A 23,829-nucleotide genomic window follows, 5' to 3' on the forward strand; every position below is an offset into this window, starting at 1 on the left:
GGACGTGCCGGCTCCCGCCACAGCGGTGCGCGATGCGGCGGCTCCCAACGTCCCGGGCGCCAGTCGTAGCGACTGCCTCCCCAGAACCAGTCCCCACCCACCCAGACATAGTCCGGGTACGGCGACACCGTGCGGTATTCCACACGGGGTGGCGGGGGCGAGCCGTACTGGGTGTAGACCACGGTGCTGGCGTCGTAATAGCCCGCGCTGCTGTACCCACTGTCCACCGGCGGCACCACACAGCCAGTCAGTGCGGCAGCACCCACGGCAGCCACCAAAACCGCCAGCACCCGGCCGGCGGGCTGGGCCGCATGGCGGGCAGGGCCCGCAGCAGGGGAAACAACGGTCTGAGTCATACAGTGGCTCCAGTAGATACACCTATAACGAACAACCCCGGTCATATGCTGACCGGGGTTGTCATCTGGGGCGTAAAGCGAGGGTAAAGACCTCGCTCGAATTGTTGCTGCCAACCCGTTCAGGCGGCGCCGGCCAACAAGCAGCGAGCGGCTTACTGGGCGCTGTTTTGCAGCGCAGCAATGCGCTCTTCGATCGGCGGGTGGCTGGAGAACAGCTTGCCGATATTGCCAGTGATCCCCATGGCCTGCATGCTCTTGGGCAGCTCGCCGGGCACCATGCCGCCCAGGCGGGCCAGCGCATTGACCATGGGTTGCTTGCGGCCCATCAGTTGGGCCGCACCGGCGTCGGCACGGAATTCACGCTGGCGCGAGAACCAGGCCACGATGATGGCTGCCACAAAGCCCAGCAGGATGTCCATCACGATGGTGGTCACGTAGTAGCCGATGCCTGGGCCCGAGCTTTGCGAGTCACCCTTGCGCAGGAAGCTGTCCACGCCATAGCCGATCACGCGCGAGAGGAAGACCACAAACGTGTTCATCACCCCCTGGATCAGCGTCATGGTCACCATGTCGCCGTTGGCGATGTGGGCCACTTCGTGGCCGATCACGGCCTCCACCTCTTCGCGCGTCATGCCTTGCAGCAGGCCGGTGGACACCGCCACCAGCGCGTTGTTCTTGAAGGCGCCGGTGGCGAAGGCATTGGGCTCACCTTCGTAGATGCCGACTTCGGGCATGCCGATGCCGGCCTTCTGTGCAAAGTTCTGCACCGTCTGCACGATCCAGGCTTCATCGGCGTTGCGGGGCTGATCGATCACGTGCACGCCCGAGCTCCACTTGGCCACAGGCTTGGAGATCAGCAGCGAGATGATGGCGCCACCAAAACCCATGATGAAGGCAAAGCCCAGCAAGGCGCCCAGGTTCAGGCCATTGGCGGTCAGAAAGCGGTTCACGCCCAGCAGGCTGGCCGTGATGCCGAGCACCGCCACGACGGCGATGTTGGTCAGAAGAAAAAGTGCAATACGTTTCATGGGGGTTGTTGCTCCACGCGGGGGGAAAACAGGACAAAGCCCTACAGCAGGTGAAATGGGGCCGGACCCTGCAATTTCAAGCGGTTGTCACCTCTGCAGGCCCCAAAGTTATCGTGGTATTGCTGGGACGCTGGCCGCGAAATACGAGAGAGTCATCATAGAAGGAAAAGTTCGTATTTTCCGGCCACCACCCCGGCACCCCCAGCACGGGCAGCGGGGCAAATGGCTTGGCCGCCAAGGCGGCGGCCTGCAGCATGGGCTGGCGGGCCAGCGCAGCATCGCACAGAGCAGGCATGTCGGCGCAGCTGGGCAGCGCCTCTGTCCCGTCTGTCGGCAGGCACAGCAGGTGGGCGGTGATGGGTTTGCGCGGCACCACCAGCTTTTCCAGCAGCGCATGGCCCACTGGCAACAGGCGGCTGTGCGCCCACAACGGGCGCAGCGCCACCATCAGGCGCAGCCAGTCGCGGGCGCGCAGCGCATCGATCAGTGGCTGCGGCGCCCACCAGACGGCACCGTTTTCGTCCAGCACCGTGAGTGCATCGCGCAATGGCCCACGCCGCGCCACCACGCCCGCGCTGGCAATTTCAGCTGCCTGCAGCCGGTTCATCTGCAGCTTGAGCTGGGGCCAGTGCAGCCACACCAGCCCGTTGAAGAAATCATGGAAATTGTCCCGCGTGGGCACGCAGCGCTGTGCATGGATGAAGGCTTCATAGGCCATGCCTGTGGGCAGATCGGCCTGGGGCACAAAGCGCAGACCGATGGCCCGCAGCGCAGGGGGCGCCGCGCTGTTGAGCACGGCATGCACCGGCCGCCCTTGGCGTACCTGCTGCGCCAAGGGCTCACCCACGGCACGCAGGCTCTCCAGCCAGGGGCGGGACCAGTCGATGGCACCCCAGTCTGGGGGCAAGGCAAGCGGCGGGCCGGGTGGGCAGGCGGAAAAGGCGGCAGGCATGGCCCCGATTGTCAGGCCACGGCTCAGTTGCCGACGGTGCGATGATGGCCGTTGCCGTTGCCGTTGCCGTTGCCGTTGCCGTTGCCGTTGCCAGCATTCGGCTTGTGCGCCCATTTGCCACGCACCGCCACGCGCGAGGTGCCCTCGTCGCGCATCTCGAAGGCCTGGGTGGCCGCCAGCAGCTTGGACAACGTGGCATAGCCATAGTTGCGGGCGTCAAACGAGGCCTTGTTGGCAATCTGCGTGCCCAGTGCGCCCACCGAGGCCCAACCCTCTTCATCCTGCATGGCCTGCACGGCATCGCGCAGCAGGTGCATCAGCCGGTGGTCCTGGCGCAGTTCGCCGCCCGGCACCCGCAGCCCCTGCTGGGGTAGCTTGGCAGGGGCCACCACCGCCACCGGGGGACCGGCATGGGCCGTCGGGGCGGGTGATGACACCAGAGCAGGCACGACCGCAGAGGTCGCCCGCTCGGCCGACTTGCCGCCGGCTGCGGCCGCTTCGATGCGTGGCGGCGCGGGCCGTGGCTCCACCGTGCTGCTGCCGGTCCCACCCTCGCCTTCGATCTGGGTTTCCGCATCCTTGCCCGACAGGCTACCCAGCGCCTCCAGGTACAGAAAGCGCGAGCAGGCGTTGACGAAGGGCTTGGGCGTCTGGGTCATGCCGAAGCCATAGACGGCCGCTCCCTTGGCACGCAGGTGCATGACCAGCGGGGTGAAATCGGCGTCCGACGAGACGATGCCGAATGCATCCGGCTTCTCGGTGTACAGCAGCTCCATGGCATCCACCGTCATGGCCATGTCGGTGGCGTTCTTGCGTTTGGAATAGTCGTACTGCTGCATGGGGCGCAGCGCAAATTCCAGCAGCTTGGATTCCCAGCTCTTGAGCCCCGCCTTGGTCCAGTTGCCGTAGGCACGGCGGATGTTGATCACACCCAAGGTGGACAGCTCGTTCAGGATCTCGTCGATCATCTCGGCCGGCGCGTTGTCGGCGTCGATCAACAGGGCGATGCGCAACTGGGTTTCTGCCATGGCTGCAGGCTCTCCTTCAGGAATCTGCCCACAGCCTACACGAGCCCCTGTCTTGGCGAAACCCTGCCAGCCCAGGGCCGTGCAGCCAAGCAGGCCCCACAGGCACCCGCGCAAGCTGTGGCCGGCCGCTGAACGCGAGGGTGCTGGCCGTCAGGTCTTTGCAACCTGTGCACCAGCCCTCTGCACTTTGCCTGCCGTCACAGGAGAGTGTCCAGCGGCAGGCGGCGCCATGCCACTCAGTCCTGTGTGGACACCACGCGCCACGGCAGAGTGTCGCCGGCACGCAGCGGTTTGAGTTGCGCCTCGCCGTAGGCAAAGCTGTCCGGCGGGGTCCAGCTTTCACGGCGCAGCGTCAAGGTGCCGGTGTTGCGCGGCAGACCGTAGAAGTCGGCGCCATGGAAGCTGGCAAAGCCTTCCAGCTTGTCCAGCGCACCGGCATTGTCAAACGCCTCGGCATACATCTCGATGGCCGCATGCGCGCTGTAGCAGCCCGCGCAGCCGGTGGCGTGCTCTTTCAGGTGGGCTGCGTGCGGCGCGCTGTCCGTGCCCAGGAAGAACTTGGGGCTGCCGCTGGTGGCCGCCTTGACCAGCGCCAGGCGGTGGGTTTCGCGCTTCAACACCGGCAGGCAGTAGTAGTGTGGGCGAATGCCCCCCATGAAAATGGCATTGCGGTTGAACAGCAGATGCTGGGGGGTGATGGTGGCCGCCAGAAATCGGTCGGCAGCCGCCACGTACTCGGCGGCTTCCAGCGTGGTGACATGCTCCATCACGATCTTCAGCTCGGGAAAATCACGGCGCAGCGGAATCAGTTGCTGGTCGATGAAGGCGGCTTCGCGGTCGAACAGGTCGATCGCGGGATCGGTCACCTCACCGTGCACCAGCAGGATCAGGCCTTCGCGCTGCATGGCCTGCAGCGTGGGATAGATCTTGCGGATGTCGGTCACGCCATGGTCGCTGTTGGTCGTCGCCCCTGCCGGGTACAGCTTGCAGGCGACCACGCCGGCCGCCTTCGCGGCCACGATGTCGGCCGGAGAGAGCTTGTCGGTCAGGTACAGCGTCATCAGCGGCTGGAAGGCGCTGCCGGCGGGCAAGACGGACAGGATGCGCTCGCGGTAATCGGCCGCCATCTGCGCCGTGGTCACCGGCGGCTTCAGGTTGGGCATGATGATGGCGCGGCCCATCTGTGCGGCGCTGTGCGGCACCACGGCGCGCATGGCTTCCCCGTCGCGCACATGCAGGTGCCAGTCGTCGGGACGGGTGATGGTGAGGGTGTCGAGTGGGGCGGTCATGGGATCCTATTGTCCCATTACCACCCCACTCTGCGCTGGGCTGCGCCACCGCTTTGTATGCCCATTGACGGCAGCGGGGCAATGCCCCGCCCGCGCATCAGTTGTTGGTGATGTGGTTGTCGGTAATCACCTTGCCCCACTTGCCGAGGTCGCTGGAAATGCGTTTGTGCATGGCGGCACCGGGGGCAAAGGCCGCGGTGGTGCCCACTTGCTGCAGCTTCTCCTGCACGCTCTTGTCTTCCAACGCCTTCTTCAAGGCGGCGGTCAACTGGTCCATGACAGGCTGCGGTGTGCCGCGTGGCGCCATCAGACCGCCCCATGCCACCGCGTCAAAGCCCGGGAAGCCTTGTTCGGCCACGGTCTTCACATCCGGAGTGAACACCACGCGCTGGGGCGAGCCCACCGCGATCGGACGCAGCTTGCCCGACTTGATGTGCGGCAGCGCGGCAATCATGTCCGAAAACATCATGGGCACCTGGCCGCCGAGCAGGTCGGTCATGGCCGGGGCGCTGCCCTTGTAGGAGATGTGCAGCATCTCGAATTTGCCCTGGCTCTTCAGCAACTCGGTCGACAGGTGGCCAAAACTGCCGGAGCCGGCGCTGTTGTAGTTGAGCACCTGCTTCTTGGAGGCCGCAATCAACTGCGGAAGGTCCTGCACATCCAGGACTTTGGGATTCACCACCATCACGATGGGCAGATCGTAGGCCACGCCGATGTGCGCGAAGTCCTTCAGCAGGTCGTAGCGCTTCTGTCCATACAGCTTGTCCCCCAACACCGTGGGCGATGCCAGCATCACCAGCGTATAGCCGTCCGCGGGGCTCTTGGCGGCCGTCTCGGTCCCCACCAGACCCGAGGCTCCGGCGCGGTTTTCCACCACCATGGGCTTGCCCAGGGTCTCACCCATGTGCTGACCCAGAATGCGCGCGGCCGTATCCGTTGGGCCTCCCGGCGGGAACGGTACGATCAGCTTGATGGGCTGGTTGGGATAGGCCCCGGCATTGGACGCCAGCGCCGTCGCGCTCCAGGTACCAGCCAGCAGCGCGACGGCTGCCATACAGGCCGAACGACGGGCCAGAAAAGAGGAAGTGTTGGACATGGGAAAGTCTCCGAAAGAATGGCGTACGCAATTTCTGAGGTGTCGCGTATCTGCCAAGCAGCATTAGGTTGCGAACATTTGTTCGTAAATAATGCTATCGGACTTCCTTCCATTCCTGCGTCCAGCAGGTGACAGTTGCCAACCGCCCGCACCATGCCTTCACGCCCCCCATCCTCTGCCGCCGCGGACACATCGCCCACCTCTGCCTTGCACAGCGAACGCCTGGAGTCACTGGCCAACGGCCTGGCCGTGCTGCGTGTCTTTGCCGAGGGCACACCGACGCTGACCGCACAGGAAACCGCGCTGCGGCTGGGCCTGACGCGTGCCGCTGCCCGGCGCCTGCTGATCACGCTGCAGCTGGAGGGTTACCTGTGCAACGAAGGCACCGAATACCGGGTCACCCCCAAAGTCATGGACCTGGGATTTGCCTACTACGCCGCCATGAGCCTGCCGCAGCTCGCCCATGGCACCTTGCAGGCTTTGGGCGAACAGGTGGCAGAAGCCTGCTCGCTGGGGGTGTGGGATGAGGGGCATGTGGTGATCGTGGCGCGGCACGAACCGGCGCGCATGCTGCGCGTCAACGTCGACATCGGCCGCAGGCTCCCGGCGTCGGCCCACTCGATGGGGCGGGTGCTGCTGGCCGCACAACCCGCCGTGGCACAACAGGCCCATCTGCGTGCGCACCCACCCCGGGCGTTCACCAGGGAGACGGTCACGGACACGGCCCAGCTACTGCAGATCTTTCACCAGGTCGGCCAACAAGGCTGGTGCCTGCTCACGGGCGAGCTGGCCGAAGGCTTTTGCGGCATCTCCGTCCCCATCCACGGCGCCTCGGGAAAGACCCTGGCGGCCTTGAGCATCACCATGGTGCAAGGACGCCACAGCGCGCACGACATCCAGTCGCGCTTTCTCCCGCCCTTGCAAGCCGCGGCACAGCAGCTGCAAGCCTTGATCGCAGGCCGAGAGCGCTTTCACGGCTTCACCTTCTGACGGTAGCCCAACCCACCCGTTTCTGGCGCCATGAAAAAAAAGGAGCACCTGGGGTGCTCCTTTTGTGCGGGACCTGCGATCCGGTCAGTGCTGCAGGATCTTGCTGAGGAAGTCCTTGGTACGCGGCTGGCGTTCGTCGGGCTTGCCAAAGAAGTCTTCCTTGGTGCAGTCTTCCAGAATCTTGCCGCCCACGTCCATGAAGATCACGCGGCTGGCCACCTTCTTGGCAAAGCCCATTTCGTGCGTCACGCACATCATGGTCATGCCTTCGTTGGCCAGGCCCACCATGACGTCCAGCACTTCGCCCACCATTTCGGGGTCCAGTGCGGAAGTGGGCTCATCAAACAGCATCACGATGGGGTCCATGGACAGCGCACGGGCAATCGCCACGCGCTGCTGCTGACCACCGGAGAGCTGGCCTGGGAACTTGTCCTTGTGGGCGGTCAGGCCCACGCGGTCCAGCATTTTCAGGCCACGCACCTTGGCATCGTCGGCCGAGCGACCCAGCACCTTGATCTGGGCGATGGTCAGGTTCTCGGTCACCGTCAGGTGGGGGAACAGCTCGAAATGCTGGAACACCATGCCCACCTTGGAGCGCAGCTTGGGCAGATCGGTCTTGGGATCGTGCACGGCGGTGCCGTTCACATAGATCTCACCTTTTTGCACCGGCTCCAGCGCGTTGATGGTCTTGATCAGCGTGGACTTGCCGGAGCCCGACGGGCCGCACACCACCACCACCTCACCTTTGTTGATGCTGGTGGAGCAGTCGTTGAGCACCTGGAAGCTGCCGTACCACTTGGAAACGTTTTTGAGTTCGATCATGAGTATTCCTCAGAGTCTGGGTGATACGCCGCTCAGCGAATGATGGCGATCTTCTTGTGCAGGCGCTTCACCAGCCACGACAGAGCGAAGCAGATGATGAAGTAGATGACGGCGGCAGCGATATAGGCCTCCATCGGGCGGCCATAGTTCTTGCCCGCCACTTCAAAGCCCTTGAGCATGTCGTAGGCGCCAATGGCGTAGACCAGCGAGGTGTCCTGGAACAGGATGATGGTCTGCGTCAGCAGCACCGGCAGCATGTTGCGGAAAGCCTGTGGCAGCACCACCAGACGCATGTTCTGGCCATAGGTCATGCCCAGCGCCTGGCCGGCAAACACCTGGCCACGCGGGATGGACTGGATACCGGCCCGCATGATTTCCGAGAAATACGCCGCCTCGAAAGCCACGAAGGTGATGACCGCCGACAGCTCGGCGCCAATCGGACGGCCGATGACCAGGGGCACCAGCAGGAAGAACCACAGGATCACCATCACCAGCGGGATGGAGCGCATGCCGTTGACGTAGACCGTGGCGGGCACGATCAGCCATTGCTTGCCCGACAGGCGCATCAGCGCCAGCAGGGTGCCGAAGAAGATGCCGCCCAGCGTGGCCACCACCGTCAGGGTGACGCTGAACATCAGCCCCTTGAGGATGAAGTTCTGGATCAGGTCCCAGTTATAGAACGAGAAGTCGAGTGCCAAGTTCATATCAGTGTCCTCCCGCACCCGATGCGCTGATCATGCCCGGCACGCGGGAGCGCTTCTCGATGAAAGCCATGATGCGGTTGATCGCAAAGGCCGAGATGACATACAGACCTGTCACCGCCATGTAGACCTCAATGCCCCGGCCGGTTTCTTCCTGGGCCTGCATGGCAAACATGGTCAGCTCGGTCACCGACACGGCAAACGCCACGGACGAGTTCTTGAAGATGTTCATCGTCTCGCTGGTCAGCGGCGGAATGATGATGCGGAACGCATTGGGTAGCAGCACATAGCGGTAGGTCTGCCAGGTCGTGAAGCCCACGGCCATACCGGCATAACGCTGACCACGCGGCAACGCCTGGATACCGGAGCGCACCTGCTCGGCAATACGCGCCGAGGTGAAAAAGCCCAGAGCCAGCACCACCAGCACAAAGCCGGAAACCGACTTCATCGCCGGGAACAGCGAAGGCACCACGTGGTACCAGAGAAAAATTTGCACCAGCAGGGGGATGTTGCGGAAAAACTCCACCCATGCATTGCCAAAGCGCACGACCCACGGGTGGTCGGGCAAAGTGCGCAATGTGCCGATCACGATACCCGCCGCCAATGCCAGCAGCAGTGCCAGCAACGAAACCGAGATGGTCCAGCCCCAGGCCGACAACATCCAGTCCAGGTAGGTGATGTCACCGTTCTTGCCGAAACACCCTTGCACCTGCGTGCGCTCCAGGGTGTCTTCGCAGAACATCTGCCAATCCCATGCCATAGGATTTCCTTCACAAAATTTCAACTACGGGCGCGGCCCACGGCGCCCGCCCAACAAAAAACGCCCCTGGCGATGCCAGGCACCGCAGGGGCGTCACCGGGCCGATTTACTTGTTGAAATCTTCCTTGGGCTTGTTGTTGGGGTGCAGCCAGGCGTTCTTGGTCGACTCCGACAGCGGCAGACCCACCTTCTGGTTGGCCGGCGGGATGGGTTGCATGAACCACTTGTCGTACAGCTTCTCCAGCGAGCCGTCCTTGACCTGGCGGGCGATGGAGTCGTTCACGGCCTTCAGGAAGGCCGGATCGCTCTTGCGCACCATGCAGGCGATGGGTTCGGTCGACAGGGGTTCACCCACCAGCTTGAAGTCCTTGGGGGCCTTGGACTTGGAGATGTTGCCCATCAGGATGGAGCCGTCCATCACGAACGCATCGGCGCGACCGGTTTCCAGCAGCAGGAAGCTGTCGGCGTGGTCCTTGCCCATGATGTTCTTGAAGTCGATGCCTTCGGCACGCTTGTTCTGGCGCAGCAGTTGCACCGAAGTGGTGCCCGTGGTGGTGGCCACGGTCTTGCCGTTCAGGTCCTTGATGTCGTTGATGCCGGAGGTGGCCTTCACCGCAATGCGCACCTGCTCCATGTAGGTGGTGTTGGCGAAGTCCACGTCCTTCTGGCGGTTCAGGTCATTGGTGGTGGAGCCGCACTCCAGGTCCACCGTGCCGTTCACCACCAGGGGGATACGGTTTTGCGAAGTCACGGGCTGGTACTTGACGTCGACCTTGGCCACGCCCAGCTGCTTCTGGATGTCCTTGACGATGTTCTCGGCCATCTCGGTGTGGAAACCCACGTACTTGCCGTCACCCAGCGTATAGGCCAGGGCGCCCGAGGACTCGCGCACGCCCAGCGTGATGCTGCCGGAGGACTTGACCTTGGCCAGGGTGTCATTGGCTTGCGCCATCGCGCTGCCTGCAGCCAGAGCGGCCACAGCAACGGCCAGCAAATGCTTCTTCATATCTGTATCTCCTCAATAGATAGGGTCCAACGCAGGACGGCAGGCCGCACCACCGGCGATGCCTGCCATGCTCACATCCTGGGAGCACATTGTGCAACCAAGCTTACGCAGGATCGCAGTATGTGTCCGCCAGGTGACCGTGTCGTCAGGATTTGACCTGTATGCGTGTAAATCTCTAGGTAAGAAATTTTCATGCCAGGTTCTGCCCGGGTTTCGGGTTGCCGCATCATATGCAAGTAGCCACTCTCCGCCAATGCCGCGTTGTTTGGAAAGTATGCACGTCCTGCATCAGGCGGGCAGTGTTCCGGCGCCCTGTTCCTGCAAAAACGTCCACAGTGCATGGGCAACGCTGTTGCCCCCATCCTTGCCGACAGGTTTTTCCCTATAAGCCCTGACATCCATAGGCATTTGGAACTGGGTCAGCTCGACCGGAGCCGCCTGCACCAGGCGCCCGCTCTCCAGTTCCTTGCGTACCGCACTGAAGGGTAGGAAGGCAATCCCATGGCCTTCCAATGCCATGGCTTTCAGGCCTTCGGCCATATCCGTTTCGTACACCCGGTCCAGGTGAATGGGGATGCCCGCATCCTTCAGGATCAGCTCGGTCACGCGGCCCAGGTAGGCGCCGGGTGCATAGCCCAGGAAAGGCAGCGGCTGCCCCGCCGTACCGGGCAGCGCGTACAGCGGGCGCCCTTGCCCGTCCGGCTTGGAGTACGGGGCCAGCAGCTCCTGGCCCAGGCTGACCATTTCGTATTTGTTGGCGTCCAGCTGCAGCGGCTGGGAAGAGTGGTGGTAGGCGATCAGCAGGTCACAGCCACCCTCCACCAGGCGCATCACCGCGTCATGCACATTCAGCGCGATCAGGCGGCTCTTGAAGGGCCCGAACTGCTCGTGCAAGGCCGACACCCAGGCAGGGAAAAAGGTGAACGCCAGCGTGTGCGGAACCGCAAAACCGACCATGCCCTTGCCCGCACTGACGTGCGAGCGCAGCATGGTGCGCGTGCTTTGCAGCGACTGCAGCATCTCCAGCGCCTGGTCGTACATGGTCTTGCCGGCGGGGGTCAGCCGTGTGGGATAGGAGCTGCGATCCACCAGATCGGTGCCTGCCCAGGCTTCCAGCGCCTGGATACGCCGCGAGAACGCCGGTTGCGTGACATGACGCAGTTGCGCGGACCTGCTGAAACTGCGGGTTTCAGCCAGGCTGACAAAGTCTTCGAGCCATTTGGTTTCCATGTTCGCCATTATCCGCGAGCGCTATGCATGGAATGCATAGTTGGTATGCAACGCCCTGCCACGCACCGGGAAAGTGCAAGCAACCGCCGCGTCCTGTGGCCCTTGCGCGCACACCAGCTTTCACATCGCCACGCACCGGCATGGTGCTGTAGGCACGGACTGAAGCGAAAGCCTGCCGCTGCGCGACAAGTACCGCGACCTCTACCAGCACCAGACCGTGCGCACCGCGACCGCTCCGGCCACCCACGCAAGGTGACGGGCAACGCCAACATCCGCACCGACGTCAAAGCCGATGTGATGCAGGAAGTGCTGGGCCGTTTCGAGGCGCAATTTGAAAAAGTGCAAAGCACTCCTGGCCAGGCCAGCAAGAAAGCACCTGCTGCCAAGCGGGCGCCAGGCAAGGCCGACATCGCCATGCGCGGTGTGGAAGGCCCCCCAGGCAGCTGGCGCGCACCCAACGCGCGGCAACCGATTTGGCGCAGGAGATCGTGCAGTCACGCGCCGCCACCCCAAAGCCTGCCGCGAAAAAGCCGGTGGCACCATCTGCTTCCGCCCAATCCACCGCCAAGACGGGCCGCACCAGACAAATCCCCGACCAAGGCACCGCGCGTCAAGAAGTCTGCCGCAGCCAGCGCCACCACCGGGCGCAACAGCCCCAAGGTGGGCAAAAAAACGTGGCGTGACGCCCTGCTGGTGATATCGCACCAGGAGGTGCCACCCGGCGCGCCCCCCTGGCCCACACCCATGGCGCCCGGCGTGACAGCCGCCGAAGCGGCACCGACCGCCCCTCTGCACACCGGCTCCTTCCAGGGCGGTTGGCGTTCAAGGGGTGAGGCCGCTGCCGTGCCCACCGACCGCCGCAGGCAGCCGGCGATCGCTGCGCTTGCGTTGCGCGGATGCTCCAAACCAAGGGAAATGCCTATTGTTTGGCGACAGGCCATGCCGCGTTGTTCCTCGATAATGCCCCAGCGCACCCACCGGTGCGCTCTCCACTCCACACCTCACGGTGCACAACGCCGCGGCGGTAGAGGGACTGCATTTCAACCATGTGTGTTTTTCTGACTTCCCGCGTTCATGTCCTCCATTCCTCCCGAGACCGAAGGTGCGGCCGATGCCGGCGCGCGCCCGGATGAGCCTCGCTCCCTGCGCATCGAAGACTGGCTGACGGTGGCCATCATGGCCGCACTGGCCCTGATCACCTTTGCCAATGTGCTGGTGCGCTACTTCACCGACTCCTCCTTCGCCTGGACCGAGGAAATCTCGGTGTTCCTGATGATCCTGCTGGCCCTGGTGGCCGGCTCCGGGGCGGTGGCGCGCAACCAGCACATCCGCATCGAGTTCTTTGCCGACCGGGGCTCCGTGGCCCGCCGCCGCGCCCTGGCGCGCTTCGGCACGCTGATGGTGGCCTTGCTGTTTGCGGTGATCGCCGTGCTCAGCGTGCGTGTGGTCTGGGACGATTACCGCTTTGAAGAGACCTCGCCCGGCATCGGTGTGCCGCAGTGGTGGTATTCGATCTGGCTGCCCCTGGTGTCGGCCCTGATCACCCTGCGCGCCCTGGGCCTGTTTGTGCGCCAGGGCAAGCCCGGCGCCTTCATCGAAGACGAGACCATCGAAGCCTCCGGCAAGGAGGCTCCATGATCGCCACCCTGCTGTTTCTGGCCTTTCTGGGCCTGATGTTCGTCGGCGTGCCCATTGGCGCCGCCCTGGGTCTGGCCGGTTCGGCCGCGATTGCGCTGGCCAATGCCGACACCCAGTGGTTTGGCCTGCTGGCCGTGCCGCAGAACTTCTATGCCGGCCTGGGCAAGTACCCGCTGCTGGCGATCCCCATGTTCGTTCTGGTGGGCTCCATCTTTGACCGCTCGGGCGTGGCGTTGCGCCTGGTCAATTTCGCCATCGCCATCGTGGGCCGAGGCCCCGGCATGCTGCCGCTGGTGGCCATCTGCGTAGCCATGTTCCTGGGCGGCATCTCGGGCTCCGGGCCGGCCAACGCCGCCGCCGTGGGCGGCGTGATGATTGCCGCCATGAGCCGCGCCGGCTACCCCAAGAGCTTCTCGGCCAGCGTGGTGGGCGCCGCCGCAGCGACCGACATCCTGATCCCGCCATCCGTGGCCTTCATCATCTACTCGGTGCTGGTGCCCGGCGCCTCGGTGCCGGCCCTGTTTGCCGCCGGCATGGTGCCCGGCGTGCTGGCGGGGATTGCCCTGATCGTGCCGGCCGTGTGGATGGCGCGCCACCACAAGATGGGGGCACTGGAAGCCACCCTGCCCCGCCCGGCTTTCTGGAAGAGCCTGAAGGAAGCCTCCTGGGGCCTGGCCGCGCCGGTGCTGATCCTGGGCGGTATGCGCGCCGGCTGGTTCACCCCCACCGAAGCCGCGGTGGTGGCCGTGTTCTACGGCCTGTTCGTGGGCATGGTCATCCACCGCACCATCCGCGTGCGCGACCTCTACCCCATCCTGCGCGAAGCGGGTGAGCTGTCCGCCGTGATCCTGATCGTGGTCTCACTGGCCGGCATCTTTGCCTTCTCCCTGTCCACCCTGGGCGTGATCGACCCGGTGGCCGCCGCCATCGTGAATTCCGGTCTGGGCGAATACGGCGTGATGGCGCTGCTGATCCTGCTGCTCATCACCGTGGGCATGTTCCTGGACGGCATCTCCATCTTCCTGATCTTTGTGCCGCTGCTGCTGCCCATCATGAACCACTACCACTGGGACCCCGTGTGGTTCGGCGTGATCCTCACGCTCAAGGTGGCGCTGGGCCAGTTCACCCCGCCGCTGGCGGTCAACCTGATGGTGTCCTGCCGCATCGCCGGTGTGCGCATGGAGTCCACCGTGCGCTGGGTGGGCTGGATGCTGCTGGCCATGTTCCTGGTCATGGTGCTGGTCATTGCCTTCCCGCAGCTGGCACTGTGGCTCCCGGCGAAGCTGGGCTATTGAGTGTTCCCCCGGTTCCGATTCCCAACCTATAAGGAGACAAAACCATGCAACTGCGCACTTTCCTGACCACCGCCGTGGCGGCCGCCGCCACCCTGGCCTTTGCCCTGCCTTCCGCCATGGCCGAGACCAAGTACAAGAGCGAATACCGCATGTCCCTGGTGCTGGGCACCGCCTTCCCCTGGGGCAAGGGCGGCGAGATCTGGGCCGACAAGGTGCGTGAGCGCACCCAGGGCCGCATCAACATCAAGCTCTACCCGGGCACCTCGCTGGTGCAAGGCGACCAGACGCGTGAATTCAGCGCCATCCGCCAGGGGGTGATCGACATGGCCGTGGGCTCCACCATCAACTGGTCGCCCCAGGTCAAGGCGCTGAACCTGTTCTCGCTGCCCTTCCTGTTCCCCGACTACGCCGCCGTGGACGCCGTGGTCCAAGGCGACACCGGCAAGGAAATCTTCAAGACCATCGACAAGGCCGGTGTGCTGCCGCTGGCCTGGGGCGAGAACGGCTACCGCGAGATTTCCAATTCCAAGAAGGCCATCACCAAGCCCGAAGACCTCAAGGGCCTCAAGATCCGCGTCGTCGGTTCGCCGCTGTTCCTGGACACCTTCACCGCCCTGGGTGCCAATCCCACGCAGATGAGCTGGGCCGACGCCCAGCCCGCCATGGCCAGCAGTGCCGTGGACGGCCAGGAAAACCCGATTGCCGTGTACATGGCCGCCAAGCTGCAGTCCGTGGGCCAGAAGCACATGACGCTGTGGGGCTACATGAACGACCCGCTGGTGTTTGTGGTGAACAAGGACGTGTGGGCCAGCTGGACACCGGCCGACCAGGCCATCGTCAAGCAGGCCGCACTGGATGCGGCCAAGGAACAGATCGCCATCGCACGCAAGGGGCTGGTGGAGCCCGGCAAGCCCCTGGTCAAGGACCTGGAAGGCCTGGGCGTGACCGTGGCCGATCTGAACCCGGCACAGCGCAAGGTGTTTGCCGACGCCACCAAGAGCGTCTACACCAAGTGGAAGCCCCAGATCGGCACCAACCTGGTGGACATGGCCGAGAAGGCCATCGCCGGCAGCCGCAAGTAAGCGACGCAACGGGCGCATCGCTGCGGCATGACAGCGGTGTGCCCGGGTTGCACAGGCCACTTCCGCAGGCTGCCCTCATCGGAGAGAAGGCGAAATGCGCGCGGCGGTCATTCGCAGCTCCCTCCGCTTTGCCGGTTCGCTGCACAGGGCGCTGCAGGTCTGTCCGGCTTCTGCCGGCGCTCGCGGCTCGGAGCCGGCAGCACCTCGCACTCACAGCCCTTCGATCAGCGGCGCCTCCCCCATCAGTACTTCCATCTGGCGCGCCACTGCGTGGCCCTCGCCCAGCAGCAGCACCTGGCGCAGGCTGGCCAGCATGCGCTGCGCAAACCCCAGGTCGTTCATCAGCGAGCTGGCCACCAGGCCAGGCAAGGCCCCGCTGCGGATGCCGGCAAACAGGTGCTGGCGGAACTGGTCGGCAAAGTTCTGGTTGCGGTCGTCCAGTGCCTGCAGCTGGGCCGCCCATTCGGTGTCCGGCGCATCGGAGCGGCCCAGTGCGCGCACATCGCGCAGTGCCAGCAGCACATGGTGGCGCAGCTCGATATAGCTGCGCCGTGCCGCACTCTCGGTGGGCTCCGGCAGGTAGCGGTGCATATTGCGCTGCAGGCGGTGGGCGTTCTTGACGGCATCCACCATCTGGAAGGCAGCCACCTGGCTGTCATGCCAGAACTGTTGCTGGGCCAGGTCGGTCGGCAGGTCCACCTTGCCCATGAAGGCCAGCAGCTGGGCGTAGACGCCCTTGATGTGCAACTGGTAGAGCCGGTCGGCATCCACACGCTGCAGCTCCACCCGGGCGCGCAACTGGGCATCATCACGCGGCGGGTCTTCCAGCATGGCCAAGGGGCAGTACAGCGCATGGCAGATCACTTCCAGGCTCAGCCGCCCCATGTGCTGCAGCTCCTGGGCCACGGCGCGGGCCGCGCTTTCGGTGGTCTGCAGCGCACTGGTCTGCAGGTAGCGGGCCTGGGTGGCTTCGGCGGCCTGCTCGGTCTGGGTGGCAATCAGCACGGCAGGCTCGGCCTTGTCCGGCAGCCAGCGCGTGAGCGCCGCCGCCAGCTGCGGCTGCCAGGGCCAGAACAGCAGCACCCCCAGCACATTGAACAGCGTATGGAACAGCGCCAGCTGGATCAGCAGATTGCTGCCCGCGCCAAACCACCCCGTGGCCTGCACCACCAGCCAGCTCAGCGGTGACAGCAGCGCAAAGCTGACCACGGCCGTGCTGCAATTGAACACCACATGGGCAATGGCCAGGCGCTGGCCGCTGCGGCTGCTGCCGATCATGCCCATCACGGCCGTGGACACGCTGGAGCCCACATTGGAGCCGATCGCGATGCACAGCGACTGCTGCAGCTCCAGCTGGCCGCTGCCGAGGGCCGCCAGCGTCAGCATCAGGGTGGCGTGGCTGGACTGCACCACCACGGTGATCAGCGCCCCGACGGCCACGAACAGCAGCGCGCCCTGCAGGCCCTCGGCGCTGTAACGCTGCAGGTCCATGTCGCCAAAGCTGGTGAAGCCCTGCTTGATCTCGTCAATGCCCAGAAAGATCAGGCCGATGCCCAGCAACAGCCGCCCGATGGCCGCGCCACGGGCGCCGGAAAAGCCCAGCAGCACCCCGAACACCAGCAGCGGCATGGCCAGTGGCGCCATGCTCAGGTTCTGGCCGGCCATGGCCAGCAGCCAGATGCCGCTGGTGGCCCCCAGATTGGCGCCAAACAGCACGGCCAGGCTGCCTGCCAGAGTGATCAGGCCGGTGCTCAAAAACGCAATCGTCAGCAGCGACACCAAGGTGCTGGACTGCAGCAGAAAGGTGGCCACACAGCCGAACAGCAGGCCCTTGCCCGGGGTCGCCGTGCTGGCGGCCAGCAACGTCTGCAGGCGCCCGCCCGCCAGGCTTTTGAGACCCTGCTCCAGTTGCTGCATGCCGAACAGGAACAGCGCCAGACCGGCGCACAGCGTGAGCCAGCCCGGACTGAACCAGAACGACCAGGCCAGCGCCCCGGCGGCCAGCGCAATCAGCGAATGTTTGGAATACGTGGAATACGCTGCGGCCAGCACGGAGGAACTCCCCTTGTCATACGGCGGTCATATGGAAAGCATATGACAGGCATATGGAAAAGCGGCTGAGCTTAGCGGAAGCGGCCCATTTCAGGGCCTGCCTGCACTTGACCTGCATCAACCGCCTCTTGCGACGCCATTGCTGCCTGCCCGCGGGCACCGCGCAATGCGACACCTGTGCGACGGCACCTCATGGTTTCCCGGGTTGCCGCTGCGCTGCGCGCTTTGCAAGCTGGCAGCACCTTCGCTTCCCCCTTGCCGCCATGTCCCATGCCCTGATTGCTCCCGCCACGCTGCACCGCTGGGTGCAGGACCTGTGGACCGCTGCCGGCTCCAACGCCCGCGAAGCGGCCTTGACGGCCGACCACCTGGTGCAGGCCAACCTCAGCGGCCACGACTCCCACGGCGTGGGCATGGTGCCACGCTATGTGCTGTCCTGGCAGGCCGACGCACTGCAGCTCAACCAGTCGGTGCGCGTGGTGCACGACGGCGGCAGCCTGCTGAACCTGGACGGCCAGTGCGGCATGGGCCAGGCCGTGGCCGAGGAAGCCATGGCCCTGGCCATCACCCGCGCACAGCAGCACGGGGTGTGCATCCTGGGCCTGCACCACAGCCACCACATCGGGCGCGTGGGCCACTGGGCCGAGCAGGCCTGCAGCGCCGGGCTGATTGCCATCCATTTTGTGAACGTGCTCTCCAGTGCCCTGGTCGCGCCCTGGGGCGGGCGGCAGGCCCGCTTTGGCACCAACCCCTTCACCATCGGCGTGCCGGTCGAAGGTGCTCCCCCGCTGCTGCTGGATTTCGCCACCAGTGCCATCGCCATGGGCAAGGTGCGCGTGGCGCTGAACCAGGGCCACGCCGTGCCGGCCGGCTGCCTGCTGGATGCCGACGGAGCGCCCACCACCGACCCGCAGGCCATGTACCCTGCCACCGGTGACGGCATGGGTGCGCTGCAGACCTTCGGCGGCCCGGTGGCCGGGCACAAAGGCTATGCGCTGGCTTTCATGTGCGAACTGCTGGGCGCGGCCGTGGCGGGCGGCCAGACCATCCGCCCCGCCACACTGCAGCGCAACGCGGGCGTGTGGAACAACATGCTGGCCATCGTGTTCGACCCGGCCCGCCTGGGCAGCAGCGCCACGCTGGGCCACGAGGTGCAGGCGTTCATCGACTGGGTGCGCTCGGCCGAATGCCAGCCCGGCGTGACCGGTATCGCCGTGCCCGGTGAGCCCGAGCAGGCCATGCGCCGTGCCCGCGCCCAGGCCATTCCCCTGGACGCCGCCACGCTGGCCGAGCTGGACCGTGCAGCGGCCCAGGTGCAGGCCGCACGCGGCAGCGGACCGGGGCCGCTGTCCGCCCTGGTGCAGCCCGCTTCCTGATCAGGCGGCGTCTGCCCACTCCCTGGCCTTGCGGACAGGCATGCCGGCGCACAGGCTGCTGCATGACGGCCGGCAGAGACCGCTCAGACCGCTCAGACCGGCGAGACCAGCGGACGACCGGCCAGATGGGCCTGCACATTGGCCACGAAGCGGTCCACCGTGGCCTGCACCGATTCGGGCGACCACCCGGCCACGTGCGGCGTCAGCAGCACATTGGGCAGATCCAGCAGATCCTGGGGCGCGAGCGGCTCGCTCTCGTACACATCCAGCGCGGCAAAACCCAGCTCGCCGCTGCGCAGCGCCGTAGCCATGGCCTGGGTATCCACCACGCTGCCGCGGGCGATGTTGACCAGGTGGCCTTGCGGGCCCAGGGCGCGCAACACGGCGGCATCCACCAGGTGCAGGGTCCCGGCGCCGCCGGGCGTGGCCACCACCAGCACATCGGCCCATTCCGCCAGCGCCAGCAGGTTGTCGAAGTAGGCCCACGGTGCATCGGCCTTCGGCGAGCGGTTGTGGTAGCCCACCTCCATCTCGAACGCCTGGGCGCGCAGCGCAATCTTGCGGCCGATGGTGCCCAGACCCAGCACGCCCAGGCGCTTGCCGGTGATGCCGCCGGGCAGAGCAAGTTCGGTGCGCCACACCCCAGCACGCAGCTGTGCGCCGTAATAGTCCAGCTGGCGCACGCTGGCCAGCACCAGGGCCAGGGTATGGTCGGCCACACAGCTGTCGTTGGTGCCCGCACCGTTGCCGGTGGCAATGCCACGCGTGCGGGCATGGGCCACGTCCACTTTCTCGTAGCCGGCCCCCAGTGCGCAGACCAGTTGCAAAGCAGGCAGCTGGTCCATCTGCTCCGCACTCAGACCCACGGAGCCGATGGTCAGCACCACCTGCACGCGCGCAGCGTGCTGCTGCAATGCGGCCTCGGCCTCGGCGGGTTCGGGCGCGTAGACCAGTTCCAGACCGGGCAGGCGCTGGGCGATCTGCTGCAGATCCTCATCGGCAACGACGGTGTTGATCAGCAGGATGGGACGGGAGACGGCGGCGACGGGTGCGGTAGCGGAAGTCATGAGAGTCTTTCAGGGGAACGCAGGAAACACAGCCCCGACCGTACCGCATTCCCTGCGCGTGGCCGTGCTGATATAGAACATGTGGACGTGCTATGCCTTCAGCGGTGCAGCTTCCGTGCCACCTTCGCGGGCATCCGCCTCCCCGCTTTGCTGCAAGGCCCACATTTGGGCATAGCGCCCGTTCAGCGCCAGCAGCTCGCTGTGGCGGCCACGCTCCAGGATGCGGCCGGCCTCCATCACCAGAATCTCGTGGGCATCCACCACCGTGGACAGCCGGTGGGCGATCAGCAAGGTGGTCTTGTTGCGCGCCACCTGGGCCAGCTCCGCCTGGATGGCCCGCTCATTGGCGCTGTCCAGCGCAGAGGTGGCCTCGTCAAAAATCAGCACCGGCGGGTTCTTCAGCAACGTGCGGGCAATGGCCACGCGCTGCTTTTCACCACCGGACAGCTTCAAGCCTCTTTCCCCTACGCGTGTGGCATAGCCCTGGGGCGTGGCCGCAATGAAGTCATGAATGCGGGCCGCCTGGGCCACGGCCACCACCTCGTCGTGGCTGGCGCCGGGCCGGCCATAGGCGATGTTGTATTCCACCGTGTCGTTGAACAGCACCGTGTCCTGCGGCACGATGCCGATCGCGCACCGCAGGCTGTCCTGCGTGACATGGCGGATGTCCTGGCCGGCCATGGTGATGCGCCCGCCCTGCAGGTCATAGAAACGGAACAGCAGCCGTGCCAGCGTGCTCTTGCCGGAGCCCGAGGGCCCCACCACGGCCACGGTCTTGCCCGCGGGAATCTCGAAGCTCACATCCTGCAGAATGGGCCGTGCGGGGTCGTAGGCAAAGCGCACCTGTTCAAAGCGCACGGCCGGCTCCCCCGCCAGCTGCAGCGGCGCAGCATCCGGCGCATCGGCCACTTCGCGTTCCTTGTCCATCAAGGTGAACATGCGGTCCAGGTCCACCAGACTTTGCTTGATCTCCCGGTAGAGCACGCCCAGAAAGTTCAGCGGGATGTACAGCTGGATCATGAAGGCATTGATCATCACCAGATCGCCCAGCGTCAGCGTGCCCGCCACCACGCCCTGGGTGGCACGCCACAGAATGGCCACCAGCGCCACGGCAATGACCAGTTGCTGGCCGCTGTTGAGCAGCGTCAGGGTGCTCTGGCTCTTGAGGCGCACCTTGCGCAGGCGCTCCAGGTTCTCGTCGTAGCGCGCCGCTTCGAAGGCTTCGTTGTTGAAGTACTTGACGGTTTCGTAATTGATCAGCGAATCGATCGCCTGGGTGTGGGCGGCCGAGTCATGCTGGTTGGCCGCACGGCGAAACTGGGTACGCCACTCCGTCACCTTGACGGTGAAGGTGATGTAGACGGCCAGCGCCGCCAAGGTGATGGCGGCGAACCAGGGGTCGAACTGCACGGCCATGATGCCCAGCACCAGCGCCACCTCGATCAGCGTGGGCACGATGCTGTAGAGCGAGTACGAGATCAGCGACTCCACACCCTTCACCCCGCGCTCGATGTCGCGGGTCATGCCGCCGGTCTGGCGCTCCAGATGGAAACGCATGCTCAAGGCATGCAGATGGAGAAAGGTCGCCAACGCGATGCTGCGTGCCGCGCCGTGGGTGGCCTTGGCAAACACCAGCTCCCGTAGCTCCGAGAACAGCGAGGTGCATAGCCGCAACAGGCCATAGGCCAGCAGCAGGCCCACGGGCACCACCAGGATGGCAAGCGGATCGCCAGGCTTCAGCGTCAGCGCATCCACCAGGTTCTTCAGCAGAACCGGCACGCCCACATTGGCCAGCTTGGCCCCCACCATGAACAGCAGGGCGGCGATCACCCGCCATTTGTATTCCCACAGATAGGGTAGCAAACGGCGCAGCGTGGCGGCGTCACGGCCAGAAGCCTGGGGCGTGGTCGTGGAAATGGGATCGGGGGGAGCGGCGTGGTGGCGCATGCGGTGACAATTTCGCAGTTTTGTTGTTTTGCGAGATTGTGCCCATGTCCACTCCCAACTCCCCCGCCCATGTCACCTTGCCCACAGACAAGGAGCTGGTGCTCAAGGTCATTCCCATGCCCGGCGACTGCAATGCCAATGGCGATATCTTTGGCGGCTGGGTGATGTCGCAGGTCGACCTGGCCGGCTCCGTGCTGCCGGCGCGCCGCGTGCAGGGCCGCATGGCCACGGTGGCGGTGAAGGAATTTATCTTCAAGCAGCCGGTGCGCGTGGGGGATCTGCTGTCGTTCTATGCCCACCTGTCGCATGTGGGCCGCACCTCGGTGACGGTGGAGGTGGAGGTCTATGCCGAGCGCATCCAGCGCCAGGGCCGCTACATCAAGGTGACCGAAGCCACGCTGACCTATGTGGCCATCGACGAAGCCGGCCGTCCGCGCGCCATTCCGCCCGAAGTCAGCGGCAACTGAAACGCCTGTGCTGCCTGAGGCCACGGCACACCGGCCTGCAGCACTGCGGGAGAAAGATCCCGGCCTTCAGCGGTGGCCGCCCTCCTGCACCACAGGAGGGCGTGGCTGGCTTAAACGGCCAGCGAGGAGGACGACGAGGTCTCGTCCGCCAGCTGCAGGCCGGTGCTGCTGGACGCGCCAGTGGCGCTGCTGCTGGAGAATGCGCTGCCAGAGCTGGAGGCCGTACCTGCCCCCACCTGGATGTCGCCGCTGAGCTGGCCGCCTTCCTCGATCACGATCTTGCCGTAGCGGATGGAGCCGCTCACCTTGCCGGTGCTGAAGATCACCAGCTTCTGGCGCACGGTCAGGTTGCCATTGAATTCACCGTGGATTTCAGCAATGTCGATCTCGGCAGAGCCACGGAATGCGCCCTGCTCGGCAATCTGGATCACGCGGGAGTTCATGGTCGCCTCGACCGTGCCTTCCACCACCAGGGTGTCGCAGTCGGTGATTTCCACCCCTTTGAGTTTGATGTTGGGGCCGACGGTGAGCTTGCTGCCGCTGCTGTCACTGGATGCAGAAGAGGTGCTGGAGCGGGGGCTGGTGGAAGACATGCTGGTGCTGGATGTGCTGGATGTGCTGCCGTAGCTGCTGGAACTGCCTGTGCCCAGCGCGCTGCCGCTGGTCGAGGTACGGGTGGAAAAAGTGTCGTTGTCGCGCTTGCCGAAAAAGGGGTTCTGCACTGCCATGGGTCCTCCTGCGAAAAGCTGCATCCTAGAAAGGATGTTGTGCAACGAAGACAGCAAGATCGCAAGAGTTGTAAGCAAAAATCGCACATGCAACATGCACTTGCAGTTCTTTCGTTTGCAAGTATTTTGAGAGCATGCGGTGCTGGTGCGGCGCGCTTCGCCAGCACTTGGGCTTAGCACATCATGAAACCGCAATGTGCGTGCGGCAGTGCCGCGCCCGGCCGGCTTTGTGTCGGCCGTGATTACGAGACGATGTAGGCCGCCGCACCGGCGGTCAGCAACGTGCCGTCCTCACCCAGGAATTCCATGCGCGTGGATGCCACGCGCGAGCCCAGGCGCAGCACACGCGCCTGGACACTGAACACCTCGCCAATCCCCTGGCGCAGAAAATCCACCCGCAGGTCGATGGTGCCCAGGCGCGCAAAACGCTGCATGCGCTGCACCACCGGCTCGTCCATGTGCTTGGCGGCAATGGCGGCCATCACCGCCACGCCACCCATGGCATCCAGTGCGGCGCTGATGGCGCCGCCGTGGAGGCGGTTGTAGCCAAAGTGGCCCACCAGTTCGGGCTTCATCACCATGCGCGCCTGGGCCTCCTGTGGGGTGACGGAGACCAGTTGCAGGCCCAGCACCTTGTGGAAGCTGATCAGCTCTTCCGTCAGCTGGCGCATGGCGGCAATGAATTCCGGCTCGAACGCCGTGGGAACCGCGGGGGTCTGGGGCATGTCCATGTCCTGTCCAGGAACAGCCTGTGGCTATGCGGCCCCGGATTCCAGTCCTTGCGCTTCGGAATCCGGCACGGCAGGCACACAGGATGCTCCTCTTTTCGAGTGTGCAAAGGGTCCCACGAAAGCGGCCCGCAGCAGATGCTGTGGGCCGTGGGACAGGGGATCAAGCACCGCTTCGCCGGATGGCGCTG

General features: G+C 65.0%; 22 protein-coding genes. 6 read left to right on the top strand and 16 right to left on the bottom strand.

Going from position 1 to position 23,829, the window contains the following annotated elements:
- The 6 genes from B3349_RS13035 to B3349_RS13060 form a co-directional block, all read right to left on the bottom strand.
- Positions 1 to 356 (bottom strand): YXWGXW repeat-containing protein (locus B3349_RS13035; protein ID WP_291589262.1); only part of this gene is annotated, 356 nt, incomplete at its 3' end.
- 152 nt (positions 357 to 508) lie between these two features.
- A complete protein-coding gene (htpX, locus tag B3349_RS13040) occupies positions 509 to 1,384 on the bottom strand; it encodes a protease HtpX (RefSeq protein ID WP_291589264.1) in 876 nt (291 codons plus the stop codon).
- 76 nt (positions 1,385 to 1,460) lie between these two features.
- Positions 1,461 to 2,336, bottom strand: a complete 876-nt coding sequence (locus B3349_RS13045) for a DUF3025 domain-containing protein (protein WP_414646893.1) — start codon at positions 2,334 to 2,336, stop codon at positions 1,461 to 1,463.
- 23 nt (positions 2,337 to 2,359) lie between these two features.
- A complete protein-coding gene (locus B3349_RS13050; RefSeq protein ID WP_291589268.1) occupies positions 2,360 to 3,364 on the bottom strand; it encodes an NYN domain-containing protein in 1,005 nt (334 codons plus the stop codon).
- Positions 3,365 to 3,600: 236 nt separating this feature from the next.
- Positions 3,601 to 4,653 (bottom strand): dihydroorotase, encoded by a 1,053-nt coding sequence (gene pyrC / locus B3349_RS13055; RefSeq protein ID WP_291589270.1) that lies wholly within the window; start codon positions 4,651 to 4,653, stop codon positions 3,601 to 3,603.
- Between the two features lie 97 nt (positions 4,654 to 4,750).
- Positions 4,751 to 5,749, bottom strand: coding sequence for a Bug family tripartite tricarboxylate transporter substrate binding protein (locus B3349_RS13060; protein ID WP_291589272.1), 999 nt, complete (start codon positions 5,747 to 5,749; stop codon positions 4,751 to 4,753).
- A gap of 153 nt (positions 5,750 to 5,902) precedes the next feature.
- Here B3349_RS13060 and B3349_RS13065 point away from each other — a divergent pair, with 153 nt between their 5' ends.
- The gene (locus tag B3349_RS13065; protein WP_291589275.1) at positions 5,903 to 6,739 is read left to right on the top strand and encodes an IclR family transcriptional regulator domain-containing protein; all 837 of its coding nucleotides are present in this window, start codon (positions 5,903 to 5,905) and stop codon (positions 6,737 to 6,739) included.
- An 84-nt stretch (positions 6,740 to 6,823) separates the two neighbouring features.
- On the opposite strand, the gene B3349_RS13070 is transcribed toward B3349_RS13065, so the two are convergent.
- From B3349_RS13070 to B3349_RS13090, 5 genes are all read right to left on the bottom strand, one after another.
- Positions 6,824 to 7,561 carry an amino acid ABC transporter ATP-binding protein gene (locus tag B3349_RS13070; protein WP_115594620.1) on the bottom strand — a complete coding sequence of 246 codons (738 nt, stop codon included), beginning with the start codon at positions 7,559 to 7,561 and terminating at the stop codon, positions 6,824 to 6,826.
- A gap of 32 nt (positions 7,562 to 7,593) precedes the next feature.
- Positions 7,594 to 8,265, bottom strand: a complete 672-nt coding sequence (locus B3349_RS13075) for an amino acid ABC transporter permease (RefSeq protein WP_291589278.1) — start codon at positions 8,263 to 8,265, stop codon at positions 7,594 to 7,596.
- Between the two features lies 1 nt (position 8,266).
- Positions 8,267 to 9,022 carry an amino acid ABC transporter permease gene (locus B3349_RS13080; RefSeq protein ID WP_218334232.1) on the bottom strand — a complete coding sequence of 252 codons (756 nt, stop codon included), beginning with the start codon at positions 9,020 to 9,022 and terminating at the stop codon, positions 8,267 to 8,269.
- A 106-nt stretch (positions 9,023 to 9,128) separates the two neighbouring features.
- Entirely contained in the window at positions 9,129 to 10,028 is a 900-nt protein-coding gene (locus B3349_RS13085; protein ID WP_291589281.1) for an amino acid ABC transporter substrate-binding protein, read from the bottom strand.
- Between the two features lie 288 nt (positions 10,029 to 10,316).
- Positions 10,317 to 11,258 carry a LysR substrate-binding domain-containing protein gene (locus B3349_RS13090; protein ID WP_291589283.1) on the bottom strand — a complete coding sequence of 314 codons (942 nt, stop codon included), beginning with the start codon at positions 11,256 to 11,258 and terminating at the stop codon, positions 10,317 to 10,319.
- Positions 11,259 to 12,332: 1,074 nt separating this feature from the next.
- Here B3349_RS13090 and B3349_RS13095 point away from each other — a divergent pair.
- From B3349_RS13095 to B3349_RS13105, 3 genes are read left to right on the top strand one after another with little or no spacing between them, the layout of a single operon-like run.
- Positions 12,333 to 12,896, top strand: coding sequence for a TRAP transporter small permease (locus B3349_RS13095; RefSeq protein ID WP_291589285.1), 564 nt, complete (start codon positions 12,333 to 12,335; stop codon positions 12,894 to 12,896).
- Positions 12,893 to 14,191 carry a TRAP transporter large permease gene (locus tag B3349_RS13100; RefSeq protein ID WP_291589286.1) on the top strand — a complete coding sequence of 433 codons (1,299 nt, stop codon included), beginning with the start codon at positions 12,893 to 12,895 and terminating at the stop codon, positions 14,189 to 14,191. The genes B3349_RS13095 and B3349_RS13100 overlap by 4 nt, the downstream gene beginning before the upstream one ends.
- A gap of 44 nt (positions 14,192 to 14,235) precedes the next feature.
- Entirely contained in the window at positions 14,236 to 15,273 is a 1,038-nt protein-coding gene (locus tag B3349_RS13105) for a DctP family TRAP transporter solute-binding subunit (RefSeq protein ID WP_291589287.1), read from the top strand.
- Between the two features lie 210 nt (positions 15,274 to 15,483).
- On the opposite strand, the gene B3349_RS13110 is transcribed toward B3349_RS13105, so the two are convergent.
- Complete coding sequence (locus B3349_RS13110) at positions 15,484 to 17,325, bottom strand: Na/Pi cotransporter family protein (protein ID WP_291589288.1); 1,842 nt, start codon at positions 17,323 to 17,325, stop codon at positions 15,484 to 15,486.
- A 263-nt stretch (positions 17,326 to 17,588) separates the two neighbouring features.
- Here B3349_RS13110 and B3349_RS13115 point away from each other — a divergent pair, with 263 nt between their 5' ends.
- Entirely contained in the window at positions 17,589 to 18,701 is a 1,113-nt protein-coding gene (locus B3349_RS13115) for a malate/lactate/ureidoglycolate dehydrogenase (protein ID WP_291589289.1), read from the top strand.
- Positions 18,702 to 18,793: 92 nt separating this feature from the next.
- On the opposite strand, the gene B3349_RS13120 is transcribed toward B3349_RS13115, so the two are convergent.
- Both B3349_RS13120 and B3349_RS13125 read right to left on the bottom strand, forming a co-directional pair.
- Positions 18,794 to 19,768 carry a 2-hydroxyacid dehydrogenase gene (locus B3349_RS13120; RefSeq protein WP_291589291.1) on the bottom strand — a complete coding sequence of 325 codons (975 nt, stop codon included), beginning with the start codon at positions 19,766 to 19,768 and terminating at the stop codon, positions 18,794 to 18,796.
- 90 nt (positions 19,769 to 19,858) lie between these two features.
- Positions 19,859 to 21,715: an ABCB family ABC transporter ATP-binding protein/permease gene (locus B3349_RS13125; protein WP_291589292.1), complete on the bottom strand. Its 1,857-nt coding sequence runs from the start codon at positions 21,713 to 21,715 to the stop codon at positions 19,859 to 19,861.
- A gap of 44 nt (positions 21,716 to 21,759) precedes the next feature.
- Between B3349_RS13125 and B3349_RS13130 the strand changes: the two genes are divergently transcribed.
- Positions 21,760 to 22,182, top strand: coding sequence for an acyl-CoA thioesterase (locus B3349_RS13130; RefSeq protein WP_066540928.1), 423 nt, complete (start codon positions 21,760 to 21,762; stop codon positions 22,180 to 22,182).
- Positions 22,183 to 22,292: 110 nt separating this feature from the next.
- On the opposite strand, the gene B3349_RS13135 is transcribed toward B3349_RS13130, so the two are convergent.
- Both B3349_RS13135 and B3349_RS13140 read right to left on the bottom strand, forming a co-directional pair.
- Positions 22,293 to 22,910 carry a bactofilin family protein gene (locus B3349_RS13135; RefSeq protein WP_291589295.1) on the bottom strand — a complete coding sequence of 206 codons (618 nt, stop codon included), beginning with the start codon at positions 22,908 to 22,910 and terminating at the stop codon, positions 22,293 to 22,295.
- 242 nt (positions 22,911 to 23,152) lie between these two features.
- Positions 23,153 to 23,635, bottom strand: coding sequence for a thioesterase family protein (locus tag B3349_RS13140; protein ID WP_066541517.1), 483 nt, complete (start codon positions 23,633 to 23,635; stop codon positions 23,153 to 23,155).
- Positions 23,636 to 23,829: the final 194 nt, after the last annotated feature.

The sequence above is a fragment of the Comamonas sp. UBA7528 genome (genome assembly GCF_002479375.1).
Lineage (GTDB): Bacteria > Pseudomonadota > Gammaproteobacteria > Burkholderiales > Burkholderiaceae_C > Comamonas.